Here is a 15,594-nt window from a genome sequence, read left to right on the forward strand (position 1 = left end):
GGCCCGTCCTGTGCCGATGGCATCTCCCGGAAGGTGACGACATGCGTTCCCTGGCCCTGTGGTGGATGCGCTGGCGGTGGGCGCGTCGCATCAGGACCGAGCTGTCCCTGCCCGAGGCGCCCTCGCTCCAGGAGGCCGTCGACGCGGTCGCGGCCCGCAGGGGCCGCCCCATCCGGCTCGTGGTCGAACCCCTGGAGCTGCGGGTCTCCGGCTACTGCGCCCAGTCCGACACCACCGACTACATCTTCGTCGACGCCCACGCGGGCCCCCTGCTCCAGTACCAGGTCGTCTGCCACGAGCTGATCCATCTCCACCGGGGCCACCGCCCCGCCGACCACGACACGATTGACGACGACGTCGCCGAGGCCCTGTTCTCCACCGTGAGCCCCGACATCGTCCGGCTGGTGCTCGGCCGGGACGCCTACGACGAGGAGGCGGAGCTGGAGGCCGAGGTCATCGGCACCGTCCTGCTCCAGTGCCTCGATCTGTCCCGGCGGACCAACACGGCCCTCTCGGCCTCCTTCGAGCTGGGGAGCACCGGTGTCTGAGGACGCCTACGACCTCGTCTACCTCACGGTCAGCGCCGCCGCCTCCGTCATGGTCGTGGTGCGGCTGGTCCGGCTGCGGGTGGCGGCGTCCGCCCCGCTGGCGCTCACCACCGTCGCCGTCTTCTGGGGCGCCACCGCGTTCGCCTTCGGCGCCCCGACCGTCTACCGCGCCGTGGGGGAGACCACCGGCGTCCCCAACCTCGGCACCCTCCTCGTCTACACCTCCGTCGTGATCTACGGCGGGCTCGCCCAGGCCATGGCCCTGATGTGGACACCGACCGAGCACGCGGGGGCTGATCGGGAGCGGCCCCGCATCCGGGGGCCGATCGTCCGGCACACCCTGCTCGCCGCCCTGCTCGTGCTCCTCTTCCTGCTCGGCCGCCCCGAGGGCCCCGAGACCCCGCTCACCTTCGACGTCGACCAGGCCGGCGACCCCGTCCTGCTCGTCTTCCTGCTGCTCTACCAGACCGGCTGGTTCACCGCCTGCCTCTCCGTCGCCGCCGTCTGCCGGGGCCATCTGCGCCGGGTCGGCCCGCACGAGGGGCGGGTGCGGCGCGGGCTGCTCTGCGTCACCACCGGCACCCTGATCTGCTCCACCTACGGGATCACCAAGGTGATCGCCATCCTCGGCGCGGCCACCGGCGCCTACCGCGTCGACGTGCTGAGCAACGTCGTCGGGCCGATGGCGTCCGCGCTCGGCGCCCAGGTGATCGTGGCCGGCTTCTGCTACCCCGTCCTCGCCAAATGGCTCACCGACCGCAGGGACTACCGGCAGCTCGCGCCGCTGTGGCGGGCGATCGTCCGCGACCACGCGCCCCGGCAGGTGCTGGCCCCCGCCGGGCCGCTGCTGGGACGCGTCGCCCTGGGCAGCACCGGCTTCCTGCTCACCCGCCGGATCATCGAGATCACCGACGCCCAGCGCTCGCTGCACCCCTACCTCTCCCCGGCCGAGGCGGCGGCCGTCGCCGGTGGGGCGGAGCGCCACCGGCTCTCCGGCGCCGATCTGCGGGCCGCGCAGGACGCGGCCGGGCTGCTCGCGGCGGCGGACCGGGCCCGGACCGGCGGGGCCCGCGCCGCCCGGCCCCCGGGCCCCGCCGGCCCCGGGCTGCTCGCGACCGACGCCGACGCCCGCGTGGAACGCGACCACCTGGTGCGGATCGCCCGGCACCTGGACCACCCGGCGGTACGGGAAGCCGCGGGGCGGCCCGGCTGACGGACCGACCCGACCCACCCCGGCCCGTTCCGGCCCCGTACCCGATCCGCCCGTACCCCGATCCGAAGGCAGCCCTCAGCCGTGCACGAACCGGACACCCCCCGCGCCCCCTCCGCCGAGCGCCCCTGGACCGCCTACCGCGATCTGGTCCACACCCACCCCAGGACCCTCAGATTCGGCCTCAACCTCGCCTTCTACCGCTGCTTCGCGATCCCCGGGATAGCCGCCGTCCTCGCCCGCTCCGGCGCCATCGCCGGCGACCCGCTCGCCCGCGCCAAGGCCACCGGCCTGCCCCTCTTCCGGATCCTCGCGACCGGCTTCGACGACCCCGGCGCCCGCGAGAGCGTCGAGCGGCTGCGCCGGGTCCACCACGGCCTCCCGGTCGGCGACGACGCCTTCGTCTACGTCCTGGGCCTGTTCTGCGTCCATCCGCTGCGGTTCCTGGACCGCTGCGGCCCCCGCCCCGCCACCGCCGCCGAACGGGACGCCGCCCACACCTTCTACGCCGCCCTCGGCGACCGCCTCGGCGTCACCGGCGTCCCCGGGAGCCACGACGGCCTCGCCGCCTTCACCGACGCCTACGAGGAACGCTTCTTCCGCTCCACCCCCGAGGGCCGGGCCCTGTGGCGCTCCGCCCGCTCCGTCTTCGCCCGCCGGCTGCCCCCACCCGTCGCCGGGCTCGGCCCCTTCGTCGCCGAATGCCTGATGGACCCCGCCATGGGGGCCCTCGGCATACCCCGGCGCCCGGCCCCCCTGCGCCGGGCGACCACCGCGCTGCTCCGCCGCCATCTGGCCCGCGACCGCCCCGCCGCACCCGGCCCCGTACCCGCGTCCGCGTCCGTGTCCGGAACCGGCGGATTTGGAGGATCCGCTTGATCGCCCCCCACCGCACTGGAGCTTTCTCCCACCCCATTCGGACAGGGGGCCATGGGAGAATGAAGTACGTGCGTTTTCCCCGGCACGGCACACCTGCCGGGGCCAACTCCAATCGACTGGGATGTTCAGCACGTGCGTTTCCTCAATGATCAGCAGCCGCCGTACGACCTGACCTACGACGATGTGTTCATGGTCCCCAGCCGCTCGGCGGTCGGCTCCCGCCAGGGTGTGGACCTCTCGTCCCCCGATGGCACCGGCACCACCATTCCGCTGGTCGTCGCCAACATGACCGCCATCGCCGGCCGCCGGATGGCCGAGACCGTCGCCCGCCGCGGCGGCCTGGTCGTCATCCCCCAGGACATCCCCATCGAGGTCGTCGCCGACGTCGTCTCCTGGGTCAAGACCCGCCATCTGGTGCTCGACACCCCCATCGTGCTCGCCCCGCACCAGACCGTCGCCGACGCCCTGGCGCTGCTCCCGAAGCGCGCCCACGAGGCCGGCGTGGTCGTGGACGCCGACCACCGCCCCATCGGCGTGGTCACCGACGCCGACCTCACCGGGGTGGACCGCTTCACCCAGCTCGCCGAGGTCATGTCCGGCGACGAGCTGCTGATCCTGGACGCGGACATCGACCCCCGCGACGCCTTCAACCGGCTCGACCACGCCAACCGCCGCTACGCCCCCGCCGTGGACGCGGACGGCCGCCTCGTCGGCATCCTCACCCGCAAGGGCGCCCTGCGCGCCACCCTCTACACCCCCGCCGTGGACGACCAGGGGCGCCTGCGCGTCGCGGCCGCCGTCGGCATCAACGGCGATGTGGCGGGCAAGGCCAAGCAGCTCCTCGAAGCCGGTGTGGACACCCTCGTGGTGGACACCGCCCACGGCCACCAGGAGTCGATGATCGCCGCGGTCCGCGCGGTCCGCGGCCTCGACCCGAAGGTCCCGATCGTCGCGGGCAACATCGTCGCCGCCGAGGGCGTGCGCGATCTGATCGAGGCCGGCGCGGACATCATCAAGGTCGGTGTGGGCCCCGGCGCCATGTGCACCACCCGCATGATGACCGGTGTCGGCCGGCCGCAGTTCTCCGCCGTCCTGGAGTGCGCCGCCGAGGCGAAGAAGTACGGCAAGCACGTCTGGGCCGACGGCGGGGTCCGCCACCCGCGCGACGTCGCCATGGCGCTGGCCGCCGGCGCGTCGAACGTGATGGTCGGCTCCTGGTTCGCCGGGACGTACGAGTCCCCGGGCGACCTCCAGCAGGCCGCCGACGGCCGGCTCTACAAGGAGTCCTTCGGCATGGCGTCGGCGCGCGCCGTGCGCAACCGCACCAGCGAGGAGTCGGCGTACGACCGCGCCCGCAAGGCGCTGTTCGAGGAGGGCATCTCCACCTCCCGCATGTTCCTCGACCCGGCCCGTCCGGGTGTCGAGGACCTGATCGACTCGATCATCGCGGGTGTCCGCTCCTCCTGCACCTACGCGGGTGCCGGTTCGCTGGCCGAGTTCGCCGAGCGGGCCGTCGTCGGCGTCCAGAGCGCCGCCGGGTATGCCGAGGGCAAGCCGTTGCACGCCAGCTGGAACTGACCCCCGCGACCGCCTGCCCTGTCCGGCCCCGCCGCCCCGGTGGGGCCGGACGTGTTTCCCGGCCCGGGGCCCTCCCCGCCTTCTTTATTGTCCCTTTGCCATATTTTTGCGGCCTCTTTCTGGCCCGATCGAGGATCCGCAGAAAATCCAGGGGAATGGAAGGAGTGCTTCAGGGTAGGCGCCTCTCTGCACTGACCACGGAGCAGGGGAGGACGAAGTGTCCACGGCGAGCCAGGTCACGACCGAACTCATCGAGGGAACACGGTGCCCGAGCCCGGAACTCGATCTTCCGGAGGTGATCGACCCCGGCCAGGTGGCACCCCGGGACGCACGCGAGATCTCCAGAGTCTTCTTCGACCGGCTCGCCGTGCTGGAGGAGGGGACGCCCGACCACCAGTACGTCCGCAACACCCTCATCGAACTGAATCTCGCCCTGGTGAAGTACGCCGCCGGCCGGTTCCGCAACCGGGCCGAGCAGATGGAGGACATCATCCAGGTCGGCACCATCGGCCTGATCAAGGCGATCGACCGGTTCGAACTGAGCCGCGAGGTCGAGTTCGCGACCTTCGCCGTCCCGTACATCGTCGGTGAGATCAAGCGGTTCTTCCGGGACACCAGCTGGGCCGTCCATGTGCCCCGCAGGCTCCAGGAGCTGCGGATCGACCTCGCGAAGGCCACCGACGAACTCTCCCAGCGGCTGGACCGCTCGCCCACCACCCGCGAGCTGGCCGCCTATCTCGACCTCGACGAGCAGGAAGTCATCGAGGGCGTCGTCGCCAGCAACGGCTACACCGCCGGCTCGATCGACATGCCGATGGAGGACTCCTCCGACCACGGCGCCGCCCCGCTCTCCGACCGCCTCGGCGCCCCCGACGCCGATCTGGAGATCGCCGAGAACGTCCAGGCGCTCAAGCCGCTCATCGAGGAACTGGACGACCGGGACCGCCGGATCCTGCGGATGCGCTTCGGCGACGAGCTGACCCAGTCCGAGATCGGCGCCGAACTGGGCGTCTCCCAGATGCATGTGTCCCGGCTGCTGTCGCGGATCACCACCCGGCTGCGCGAGGGGCTGCTCGCCGTCGAATGACCCCGGTCCGGCTCCGGCCCCGGGCCCCCGCTCCGGCCCCGCGCCGGTGCACCGGTTCACCCCCGTGGACCCGGTGCACCGGCGCGGGGCCGCGCTCGTGGTCTACTGCGGTGGCGGCCCAGCGGCCGCTCCCGTCCCCCGGCCCCGGCCGCCGCAGAGAAGTGATCCGTCCGTAGTGCGACTGAACGACCTCGACGAACGCATCGTCCACGCCCTCGCGGAGGACGCCCGCCGCTCCTTCGCCGACATCGGCTCCCTGGTCGGCCTCTCCGCCCCGGCCGTGAAGCGCCGGGTGGACCGGCTGCGCGCGGCCGGCGCCATCACCGGCTTCACGGTCCGGGTGGACCCGGCGGCGCTGGGCTGGGAGACCGAGGGGTTCATCGAGCTGTACTGCCGCAGCAACACCTCGCCCGAGGCGATCGAACGCGGCCTCAAGCGCTACCCGGAGATCGCGTCGGCCTCCACCGTCACCGGCGAGGCCGACGCCATCCTCCAGGTCTTCGCCTCCGACATGCGCCACTTCGAACGCGTCCTGGAGCGGATCGCGGGCGAACCCTTCGTGGAGCGCACCAAGTCCGTCCTGGTGCTCTCGCCGCTGCTGCGCCGCTTCTCCTCGGGCTCGCCCGCCTGACCCCGGGCCCCCGGCGGCCGTCACAGCTTCGGCTGCCAGGGGAGCACCCGGAAGTCGCCGGTGCCCGCCCTGACCTTCTCGAACGGCGCGGAGCTGACACACGGCGCCAGCGGGTTCCTGCTGTCGAGGGGGCTCGCCGCCCAGCTGTAGCCCAGCCGGTCCCCGTCGGGCCGGTCGTGGACGGTGACGCCGACCCGCCTGCCCTTGGCGCCCTTCAGATCGGTCCGGACGACGACGCCGGTGACGACGGCGACCTTGTCGCCGGTGATCAGGCAGTCCACCTCGGCCTCGGCCCACGCGCCCTCGCCCTTCGCATAGTGGCTGAAGCGGAAGGTCCCCTTGGCCTTGCGGGGGTCCTTCGTGTCCTTGGCGGCGAGCCGCGCGTCGAAGGAGAACGTGATGTCGTCGCCGAGGGAGCGGTACAGCTTCGCCCTGCCGGTCAGCGCCGCCGCGTCCCGCGGTGCCTTCGCCGCGGTCCCCTTCGCCGCACTCGCCGCAGTGGCCGCCTGCGCGGCCGGGGCCGCGGCCGCCGAATCCCCGTTCTGGGCGGCGACCGTCGCGGACCCCCCGACCAGCAGGGCGGCGGTGAGAGCGGCGAGCGTGACGCGACGGGAGGGGGTGAGCTTCATGACGGCCCTTTCAGCAGGTGAGCGAGGGTGACCGACCGGGCCGGCCGGACATCCCCCACTCTTTCGCGCGCGGCCGCCCGGGACATCGTGCCCCGGGTGGCACCCGCTCTCCCCCATCCGGCGGAGAGCCCTCCGCCCCGCTGCCACCCCGGGTGGACGGCCCCTCCGCCGGACCGCCCACCCCGCCCGCCACCAGCGGTTCCACCCACCGGAACGGCGCCTTCCACACCCGTACGCAACAAATCGCCGCATCCGGCACCGAACGCGCAACACATCGCCCATCGGCGCGCAACGGACGCGCCTTGTCCCGGTACCCGCCCGGACCATACGGTTTTGAACGGCTTCTCCGCCGCCTCCCGCCTCGCCACGTCCACCCCCGGACGCCCGCACCCGGCGGGCCGCCGTCCCTTCTGCCCGAGGTCAGACATGTCGTCGTCGCGCATCGCCCTGCTCCAGAGTTCCGGCCGCCCCGGGTCGGTCGCCGCGAATCTGACGGCGCTCGACGAGGCCGCCGCCCGCGCCGCCGAGGCGGGCGCGCAGCTGCTGGTGACCCCGGAGATGTTCCTGACCGGGTACGCGATCGGCGACCGGGTGCCCGAGCTGGCCGAGCCCGCCGACGGCCCCGGCGCCACGGCCGTCGCGGAGATCGCCGTACGCCACCGGCTCGCCGTCTGCTACGGCTACCCCGAGCGCGCGGGCGAGCGGGTCTTCAACGCGGCGCAGCTCATCGGCCCCGACGGCACCCGGCTCGCCAACTACCGCAAGACCCACCTCTTCGGCTGCTTCGAGCAGCGCTGGTTCACCCCCGGCACCGAGCCGGTGGTGCGGGCCGAGCTGAACGGCCTCACCGTCGGCATGCTGATCTGCTACGACGTGGAGTTCCCGGAGAACGTCCGGGCGCACGCCCTGGCCGGGACCGATCTGCTGCTGGTGCCCACCGCGCAGATGCACCCCTTCCAGTTCGTCGCCGAGTCGCTCGTCCCCGTCCGCGCCTTCGAGAGCCAGCTCTACATCGCGTACGTGAACCGCGTCGGCGCGGAGGGCGAGTTCGAGTTCGTCGGGCTGAGCACCCTGGCGGGCCCCGACGGGATCGCCAAGGCGCGCGCGGGCCGCACCGAGGAACTGGTCACCGCGGACGTGGACCGGGCCTTCCTGGACGCCTCCCGCGCGGCCAACCCCTACCTCCGCGACCGCCGCCCGGACCTCTACGGCGCCCTCGGCTGAGCCGCCCCCACCCCCCACCCGCTTCCCAGAACGTTCCGTCCAAGGAGTCCGCGCCATGACGTCCACGGTGCCCCCCGCCGCCCAGCACACCGACGCCCAGCCGCCGATCACCATGTTCGGCCCGGACTTCCCGTACGCGTACGACGACTTCCTCGCCCACCCGGCCGGGCTCGGGCAGATCCCCGCGACCGAGCACGGCACCGAGGTGGCGGTCGTCGGCGGCGGGCTCTCCGGCCTGGTCACCGCGTACGAGCTGATGAAGATGGGGCTCAAGCCCGTCGTCTACGAGGCGGACCGCATCGGCGGCCGGCTGCGCACCGTCGGCTTCGAGGGCTGCGACGACTCCCTGAGCGCGGAGATGGGCGCGATGCGCTTCCCGCCCTCGTCCACGGCGCTCCAGCACTACATCGACCTGGTGGGGCTGACGACGCGGGCGTTCCCCAACCCGCTGGCCCCCGGCACCCCCTCGACGGTGGTCGACCTCAAGGGCGAGACCCACTACGCGGAGACCATCGACGACCTGCCCCAGGTCTACCGCGATGTGATGAACGCCTGGAACACCTGCCTGGAGGAGGGCGCCGACTTCTCCGACATGAACCGGGCCATGCGCGAGCGCGATGTGCCGAGGATCCGGGAGATCTGGGCCCGGCTGGTGGAGAAGCTGGACAACCAGACGTTCTACGGGTTCCTCTGCGACTCCGACTCCTTCACGTCCTTCCGCCACCGGGAGATCTTCGGCCAGGTCGGCTTCGGCACCGGCGGCTGGGACACCGACTTCCCCAACTCGATCCTGGAGATCCTGCGGGTCGTGTACGCGGAGGCGGACGACCACCACCGCGGCATCGTGGAGGGCAGCCAGCAGCTCCCGCTGCGGCTCTGGGAGCGGGAGCCGGGGAAGATCGTCCACTGGGCCCCGGGCACCTCGCTGGCCTCCCTGCACGGCGGCGACCCCCGGCCGGCCGTGACCCGGCTCAACCGTACGGCGGGGAACCGGATCACGGTCACCGACGCCTCCGGGGACATCCGCACCTACCGGGCCGCCGTCTTCACCGCCCAGTCCTGGATGCTGCTGTCCCAGATCGCCTGCGACGACGAGCTGTTCCCGATCGACCACTGGACCGCGATCGAGCGCACCCACTACATGGAGTCGTCCAAGCTCTTCGTCCCCGTCGACCGGCCGTTCTGGCTGGACAAGGACGAGACCACCGGCCGCGACACCATGTCCATGACGCTGACCGACCGGATGACGCGGGGCACGTACCTGCTGGACGACGGCCCCGACCGGCCGGCCGTCATCTGCCTCTCGTACACCTGGTGCGACGACAGCCTCAAGTGGCTGCCGCTCTCCGCGAACGAGCGGATGGAGGTCATGCTGAAGTCGCTGGGCGAGATCTACCCCGGGGTCGACATCCGCAGCCACATCATCGGCAACCCGGTCACGGTCTCCTGGGAGAACGAGCCGTACTTCATGGGCGCGTTCAAGGCGAACCTGCCCGGCCACTACCGCTATCAGCGACGGCTCTTCACCCACTTCATGCAGGACCGGCTGCCCGCGGACAAGCGGGGCATCTTCCTGGCGGGCGACGACATCTCGTGGACGGCGGGCTGGGCCGAGGGCGCCGTGCAGACCGCGCTGAACGCGGTGTGGGGCGTGATGACGCACCTCGGCGGCGGGACGGACCCGTCCAACCCCGGTCCCGGGGACGTGTACGACGAGATCGCGCCGGTCGAGCTGCCGGAGGACTGACCCGGGCGGTACGGGCGTCCAGGAGCGGTCAGCGGCGGGGGACTCGGCGGCGGAGGAGCCGGCGACCGGTGCTCAGCGGCGGGGGGCTCAGCGGCGGGGCACGAGGAGACAGCGCCCGACCAGGCCGGTGTCACCGGCCAGCCGCGTACGGAACTCCGCCGCCAGCGGGGGGTGCTCCCGGACCCGCCACAGCAGCCGCGCCGCCGACCAGGCGCTGTCGCAGGCGCGGACCGGACTCCAGGTGCCCAGCAGATGGGCGAGCGGATCGGTGATCTCCAGCGGCTCCGGGCCGGGCAGCAGCTCGTCCCGGGCCCGCTCCTCCGCGAGGGCGAGCAGATCGCCCAGCCGGTCGAAGGCGGTTTCCAGCCGGGCCGGTTCCCACTCCAGGGCCGCGCAGGCGTCCACCGACGCGAGCACCAGATCGTGCCCGACATGGGCGTTGAGACCCGCGAGGGCGAACTGCGCCGGATGCACCCGGGGATGGTGGCGGTACTGGAGGACGGGCCGCCAGGGCGCCGGGGGCCGCTCCGCCGCCAGCGCCGCGAGCGAGCGGCGCACGGCGAGCGCCCCGAGCGTGCCCGGGGCGCCGGCCGCTCCGGGGCCGCCCAGGTCCGCCGCGAGTGCCAGCAGGAGACGGCGGCAGACGGCGACGCCGTCCACGGCCGGGCGGCGCGCGTCGGGCGCGCGCCGGGCCGGGGGAGCGGCGACGGCCGTCGGGGCTGCGTGCTGTGGCGCCATGGGGGCAGGGTCCCAGCCGTGGCGGCGCTTTCGCGCCCCGGGCCGGGGACCTCACCCGAACGGGTGACCCTGTCAGTCCTTGTCGCCGCCGTGCCCGGCGTGCTTGTCCTGCCCGTCCCGTCCGTCCCGCCCGTCCTGCTGGTCGGCGGGGGCGTTTCCGCTGTCGTACGCCGAGGTGCCCGAGTCGAGGAGCGGCTCCTGCTCCTTCATATGGGCGGGGGCGAAGGCCCGCAGCACGTGGTAGCCGGTGATGACGACGATGGTGCCGAGGGCGATCCCGCCCACCTCGAAGTCGTCGCTGATCTTCAGGCTGACCCCGCCGACGCCGATGATGATGCCGGCGGCGGCCGGGACCAGGTTCAGCGGGTTGCGCAGATCGACCTTGGCGTTGATCCAGATCTGGGCGCCCAGCAGGCCGATCATGCCGTACAGGATCACGGTGATCCCGCCCAGCACACCGCCGGGGATCGCGGCCACGACCGCGCCGAACTTCGGGCAGAGACCGAAGAGGAGGGCGAAGACGGCGGCGGCCCAGTAGGCGGCGGTCGAGTAGACGCGGGTGGCGGCCATGACGCCGATGTTCTCGGAGTACGTGGTGTTCGCCGGGCCGCCCACGGCCGTGGAGAGCATGGACGCGGCGCCGTCGGCGGCGATCGCGGTGCCCAGCTTGTCGTCCAGCGGGTCGCCGGTCATCTCGCCGACGGCCTTCACATGGCCGGCGTTCTCCGCGATGAGCGCGATGACGACGGGGAGGGCCAGCAGGATCGCGGACCACTCGAAGCTGGGTCCGTGGAACGTGGGCAGCCCGATCCAGTCGGCCTTGGCGACACCGGAGAGGTCCAGCCGCCAGTGGTCGACGGCCTCGCCGCCGGCGACGGGGGAGTGGATCTTCCCGAAGACGCGGTCCAGGACCCAGGAGAGCGCATAGCCGAAGAGCAGCCCGAGGAAGATCGCGATCCGGGAGAAGAAACCGCGCAGACAGACCACCGCGAGCCCGGTGAAGAGCATCACCGCGAGCGCCGTCCACTGGTCCTGGGGCCAGTAGGTGCTGGCGGTGACCGGGGCCAGGTTGAAGCCGATCAGCATGACCACCGCGCCGGTCACGATCGGCGGCATGGCGGCGTGGATGATCCGGGCGCCGAAGCGCTGGACGGCGAGACCGGCCAGGAAGAGCGCGGCGCCGACGACGAAGACGGCACCCGTGACGGTGGCGCTGTCGCCGCCGCCCGCGCGGATGGCCACCGCCACGCTGACGAAGGAGAGCGAACATCCCAGATAGCTGGGGACCCGGCCCCGGGTCGCCAGCAGGAAGATCATGGTCGCGATGCCGGACATCATGATCGCGAGATTCGGGTCGAGCCCCATCAAAAGGGGCGCGACGAACGATGCTCCGAACATGGCCACCACATGCTGGGCGCCGAGCCCGGCCGTCCGTGGCCACGACAGCCGCTCGTCGGGGCGTACGACGGCGCCAGGAGCGGGTGTCCGCCCATCGCCGTGCAGGGTCCAGCGCACGCCGAGGTTCACGGGCCGCTCCTCATCTCTTTACCGGGGGTTCGATCGATCGATCGGCGCAATGGTAGTGCGAGTTTCGGCCATCGGTTCCCCTCTGGCCGTATCCACGCGGGTTGTCACCCCCGGTCCGGCCGCCCTACGCTCGCACGGTCCGGTTCATGAATCTCGTTCACATACCTGATAGGAGTGTTCGATGGCCGGAACCCCCTCAGGGCGCTGGGGCGCCGGGCTGACATCGGCCGCCGTCGCCGCCGCCCTGCTCCTCCCGGCGGCACCCGCCGCCTCCGTGGCATCCGTGGCATCCGTGGCACCCGATCGGGTGCCGAACACCGTCGTCATCAAAGGGAAGCGGCTCCAGCAGGCGAAGCAGAAACTCCGCGCGGGCGATCCCGCACTGCGCCGGGCGGCCGGCGAACTGGTGGCGAAGGCCGACCGTTGGCTGGGACAGGGCCCCTGGACCGTCACCGACAAACCCCGGCCCGCCCCCAGCGGCAACCCCCACGACTACCTCAGCCAGGCCCCCTACTGGTGGCCCACGAAACCCAGGACCCCCGAGAACCCCTGGGGCTGCCCGTACGTCCAGCGCGACGGCGAACGCAACCCCGAAGTCGACACCGGCACCGACCGCCCCGACATCGGCAACGTCGTGAACTCCGTCACCACCCTCGCCCTGGCCTGGTACTACACCGGGCGAAACGCCTACGCGGAGCACGCGGGACGGATCCTGCGCACCTGGTTCCTCGACCCGGCCACCCGCATGAACCCCCACCTCGACCACGCCCAGTTCATCCCCTGCCGCTTCGACGGCCGCGCGATCGGGATCATCGACTTCTCCCAGATGTACACCGGCGTCCTCGACGCGATCGCGATCCTCGACACCGGAGCCCCCGGCTGGCACGCCGCCGACCGCGCCGCCATGCGCTCCTGGAACACCGCCTTCCTGAACTGGCTGCGCACCAGCGCCTTCGGCAAGGAGGAAGCCGCCGCCACCAACAACCACGGCACCTTCCACGACATGCAACTCGCCGCCCTCGCCGCCGCCACCGGCGACCGCGCCCTCGCCAGGACCGTCGTCCGCGAGGCCCGCGCCAAGCGGATCGACCCCCAGATCGCCCCCGACGGCAGCCAGCCCCAGGAACTGCGGCGCACCCGCAGCTGGCACTACTCGACCTTCTCCCTCGTCGCCCACCTCCGGCTCGCGGCCATCGGCCGACAGCTCGGGGTCGACCTGTGGGCCCACCGGGGGCCCCGGGGGCAGAGCCTCGCGGGAGCCGTCCGCTACCTCCTGCCGGCGGCGACGGCGGCGGCCCCCTGGACCCATCCGGAACTGGACTTCCGGCGGTACGCGGCCACGGATGTCGTGCATGCGGCGGCGGATGCGGGGGACGCGGGGGCGCGTGAGGCGGTGCGGGGGCTCGAAGCTCCACCGGGGGGTGACCTTTGGGCCTTGCGGCCCGCTGCCGAACAACTGGACTCGATCGCGGGCGGCTGACCCCCTCCCCCGGCCCGGGGTACGGGCCGCCCGCGCCTGCACGGGTTCGGCCTTGCGCTGTCCGCCCGTGTCGGTACGGGTGGGGTGTGCTCGTCCTCGGGCCCGCGCTGTCCGACCCGTGTCGGTACGTGTGCGGTGCGCTCGTCCGGGGCCCGGCCCGCCCGGCCCGCGTCGGTACGGGGTCCCGCACCCCTTCTTTCCCCCCGCCTGGGGTACTGGCCGCCCTCCGGCTGGTCCGTGGGTGGGGGTGCAGGGTCGCCCCCGCAGGGGATCGGCGGAGGCCGACCCGCACCGGACCTGGTGAGCACGCTCGCCGACCCCGAGGAGGTGAGCCCGGAGGCCCCGCCAACCCGCACCACCACCCGGGCCGGGTCGACCCGCACAAACCCGCCCCGTCAACGTCGCCCCGCACAAATCCGCCTCGCCGTCGACCCGAGCAAAATCCAGCCTCTTGGGGGTCCCCCCGGACGGAGTCTGGGGGAGTTTGAGGCGCGGGGGCTCGGGGGCTGGCTCCCGACGATGGCCCGCACATGCCGTGTGCCCGGGGGCCTGTCCGCCCCTGTGGCAGCCCGGAAAGCCCAGCCTGGCCCGCGATGAGCCCGCACAAATCCAGCCTCGCCGACGATCACCCGGCAAAAATCAGCCCCGCCGGCGATTGAGGCGCAGGGGTTCGGGGACTGGTCCCCGACGAGGGCCCGCAGGTTCGCCTGTGCGGCGGGGCAGGGTGCTGGGTCCGTCCTCAATCGCCGGACGGGCTGGATTTGTTCGGGTGGTCCCGGGGCCGGGTGTGGTGCGGGTTGGTGGTGGCCTCCGGGCTCACCTCCTCGGGGTCGGCGGACCGAAGGCCCACGGTCAGCGCACGCCGGACTTCCCGCCGATCCCCTGCGGGGGCGACCCTGCACCCCCCACCCACGCAACATGCCCGGATGACCGGTACCCCGAGCCGGGGGAAAAGGGGTGCGGGACCCCGTACCGACACGGGCGGGCCACCGGAACCCCGGACGAGCGCGACGTTCTCGTACCGACGCGGTCGGGCAGCGCAAGGCCGGACACGGAGGTGTCAGGTGGAGGTGTCCGGGGCTGCCCCGGGTGGAGTCGGGCCACCCCGGGCCGAGCGGAGGACACCCGCCGCCAGGATCAGGCCGAAGGCCAGCACCGTGACCAGGGTGAAGGAGAAGACCAGGCTCGTCAGGTCCGCGATCCCCCCGATCAGCGACGGCGCGACCAGCCCCGACGTGTAGGTGATCGTCGCGACGCCCGCGATCGCCTGCGCCGGCCGGGGCCCACTGCGCGCGGCCGCCGCGAAGGCGAGGGGGACCACGACCGCGACCCCGAGTCCGAGGAGGCCGAAGCCGGTCATCGCCGTCGCCGGGTGTGGCGCGAGTACCACCATGAGGCCGCCGGCCGTGGCCAGTACCCCGCCCGTGCGGACCGTGCGCACCGCGCCGAAGCGGTCCACGATCCGGTCGCCCGCGAGCCGTGCGATGGCCATCATGAGGGCGAACGCCGTCGTGGACGCGGCGGCGAGCCCGGCGGATGTGCCGAGTTCGTCGCGGAGGTAGACCGCGGACCAGTCCAGGCTCGCGCCTTCCGCGAAGACCGCGCAGAATCCGACCGCGCCGATGACGACCGCCGAGCGGGGCGGCAGCGCGAACCTGGGCGGCGGCTCCTCGCCGGGTTCGCTCCGCAGGTCCAGGACGCCCTGGCAGGCGGCTATGCCGAGCAGGGTCAGCACGGTCGCGGCGATCGCGTGGTGCACCCGGGCGTCCGTCCCCAGGTGCGCGGCGAGGGTGCCGCCGGCCGATCCGAGCAGCGCGCCGACGCTCCACATGCCGTGGAGTCCGGACATGATGGAGCGGCCGAGCCGGTTCTCGGTCTCCACTCCGAGCGCGTTCATCGCGACGTCCGACATGCCGGAGGTGGCCCCGTACACGAAGAGCGCGGCGCAGAGCGTGAGCAGCCCGGGCGCGAGTGACGGCAGCAGCAGCGAGAGGGTCCACAGGGCGAGCAGCCCGCGCAGGGCGGTGCGGGCGCCGAAGCGGTGGCTGAGCCAGCCCGCCAGCGGCATGGCCAGGGACGCGCCGATCGCGGGGAAGGCGAGGGCGAGGCCGAGTTGTCCGGCGCTGACCCCCGCGTGGTCCTGGATCCAGGGGATGCGGGTGGCGAAGCTGCCGGCCACCGCGCCGTGCGTACAGAAGATCATGGCCACGGCCACCCGTGCCTGGCGAAGTGGCTGTTTCGTGTGCCCGAAGGCGGTGTCGTCCGCCATGCCGGCGCCCCTCCCTGTCGTGCTGGCTCGTTCGGTCCGCGTAAACT

13 protein-coding genes are annotated in these 15,594 nt (G+C 72.9%); 9 read left to right on the forward strand and 4 right to left on the reverse strand.

All coding sequences use genetic code 11. The features are described from left to right. The first annotated feature begins 41 nt into the window (after positions 1–41). The 6 genes from SYYSPA8_RS19190 to SYYSPA8_RS19215 all read left to right on the forward strand — a co-directional run bounded on the left by SYYSPA8_RS19190 (position 42) and on the right by SYYSPA8_RS19215 (position 5,933). The gene (locus tag SYYSPA8_RS19190; RefSeq protein WP_323448437.1) at positions 42–548 is read left to right on the forward strand and encodes a hypothetical protein; all 507 of its coding nucleotides are present in this window, start codon (positions 42–44) and stop codon (positions 546–548) included. After that, positions 541–1,761, forward strand: a complete 1,221-nt coding sequence (locus tag SYYSPA8_RS19195) for an MAB_1171c family putative transporter (protein WP_323448438.1) — start codon at positions 541–543, stop codon at positions 1,759–1,761. The genes SYYSPA8_RS19190 and SYYSPA8_RS19195 overlap by 8 nt, the downstream gene beginning before the upstream one ends. A gap of 81 nt (positions 1,762–1,842) precedes the next feature. Next, positions 1,843–2,637, forward strand: coding sequence for an oxygenase MpaB family protein (locus tag SYYSPA8_RS19200; RefSeq protein WP_323448439.1), 795 nt, complete (start codon positions 1,843–1,845; stop codon positions 2,635–2,637). 132 nt (positions 2,638–2,769) lie between these two features. Further along, positions 2,770–4,215 (forward strand): GuaB1 family IMP dehydrogenase-related protein, encoded by a 1,446-nt coding sequence (locus SYYSPA8_RS19205; RefSeq protein ID WP_323448440.1) that lies wholly within the window; start codon positions 2,770–2,772, stop codon positions 4,213–4,215. Between the two features lie 217 nt (positions 4,216–4,432). Continuing rightward, positions 4,433–5,302, forward strand: coding sequence for an RNA polymerase sigma factor SigF (locus tag SYYSPA8_RS19210; protein ID WP_407706029.1), 870 nt, complete (start codon positions 4,433–4,435; stop codon positions 5,300–5,302). A 175-nt stretch (positions 5,303–5,477) separates the two neighbouring features. Beyond that, on the forward strand, positions 5,478–5,933 hold the full coding sequence (locus SYYSPA8_RS19215) for an Lrp/AsnC family transcriptional regulator (protein ID WP_323448441.1): 456 nt from the start codon (positions 5,478–5,480) through the stop codon (positions 5,931–5,933). Between the two features lie 20 nt (positions 5,934–5,953). Here SYYSPA8_RS19215 and SYYSPA8_RS19220 read toward each other — a convergent pair whose 3' ends face one another. Further along, entirely contained in the window at positions 5,954–6,562 is a 609-nt protein-coding gene (locus tag SYYSPA8_RS19220; protein ID WP_323448442.1) for a Repetin, read from the reverse strand. A gap of 426 nt (positions 6,563–6,988) precedes the next feature. On the opposite strand from SYYSPA8_RS19220, the gene SYYSPA8_RS19225 reads away from it, so the two are divergent. After that, a complete protein-coding gene (locus tag SYYSPA8_RS19225; RefSeq protein WP_323448443.1) occupies positions 6,989–7,786 on the forward strand; it encodes a carbon-nitrogen hydrolase family protein in 798 nt (265 codons plus the stop codon). A 55-nt stretch (positions 7,787–7,841) separates the two neighbouring features. Further along, entirely contained in the window at positions 7,842–9,533 is a 1,692-nt protein-coding gene (locus tag SYYSPA8_RS19230) for a flavin monoamine oxidase family protein (protein ID WP_323448444.1), read from the forward strand. 87 nt (positions 9,534–9,620) lie between these two features. On the opposite strand, the gene SYYSPA8_RS19235 is transcribed toward SYYSPA8_RS19230, so the two are convergent. Next, positions 9,621–10,271: a DUF5995 family protein gene (locus SYYSPA8_RS19235; RefSeq protein WP_323448445.1), complete on the reverse strand. Its 651-nt coding sequence runs from the start codon at positions 10,269–10,271 to the stop codon at positions 9,621–9,623. Positions 10,272–10,343: 72 nt separating this feature from the next. After that, entirely contained in the window at positions 10,344–11,798 is a 1,455-nt protein-coding gene (locus SYYSPA8_RS19240; RefSeq protein ID WP_323448446.1) for a uracil-xanthine permease family protein, read from the reverse strand. A 181-nt stretch (positions 11,799–11,979) separates the two neighbouring features. On the opposite strand from SYYSPA8_RS19240, the gene SYYSPA8_RS19245 reads away from it, so the two are divergent. Further along, entirely contained in the window at positions 11,980–13,278 is a 1,299-nt protein-coding gene (locus tag SYYSPA8_RS19245; RefSeq protein ID WP_323448447.1) for an alginate lyase family protein, read from the forward strand. A 1,060-nt stretch (positions 13,279–14,338) separates the two neighbouring features. Here SYYSPA8_RS19245 and SYYSPA8_RS19250 read toward each other — a convergent pair. Beyond that, positions 14,339–15,547, reverse strand: a complete 1,209-nt coding sequence (locus tag SYYSPA8_RS19250) for an MFS transporter (protein ID WP_323448448.1) — start codon at positions 15,545–15,547, stop codon at positions 14,339–14,341. Between the last annotated feature and the right edge of the window lie 47 nt (positions 15,548–15,594).

Source organism: Streptomyces yaizuensis (genome assembly GCF_034961445.1).
In the GTDB taxonomy this organism is placed as follows: Bacteria; Actinomycetota; Actinomycetes; order Streptomycetales; family Streptomycetaceae; genus Streptomyces; species Streptomyces yaizuensis.

Coding starts and splice junctions, on each gene's coding strand:
- SYYSPA8_RS19190 (WP_323448437.1), top strand. CDS start 42: ATGCGTTCCCTGGCCCTGTGGTGGATGCGCTGGCGGTGGGCGCGTCGC.
- SYYSPA8_RS19235 (WP_323448445.1), bottom strand. CDS start 10,271: ATGGCGCCACAGCACGCAGCCCCGACGGCCGTCGCCGCTCCCCCGGCC.
- SYYSPA8_RS19225 (WP_323448443.1), top strand. CDS start 6,989: ATGTCGTCGTCGCGCATCGCCCTGCTCCAGAGTTCCGGCCGCCCCGGG.
- SYYSPA8_RS19220 (WP_323448442.1), bottom strand. CDS start 6,562: ATGAAGCTCACCCCCTCCCGTCGCGTCACGCTCGCCGCTCTCACCGCC.
- SYYSPA8_RS19230 (WP_323448444.1), top strand. CDS start 7,842: ATGACGTCCACGGTGCCCCCCGCCGCCCAGCACACCGACGCCCAGCCG.
- SYYSPA8_RS19250 (WP_323448448.1), bottom strand. CDS start 15,547: ATGGCGGACGACACCGCCTTCGGGCACACGAAACAGCCACTTCGCCAG.
- SYYSPA8_RS19245 (WP_323448447.1), top strand. CDS start 11,980: ATGGCCGGAACCCCCTCAGGGCGCTGGGGCGCCGGGCTGACATCGGCC.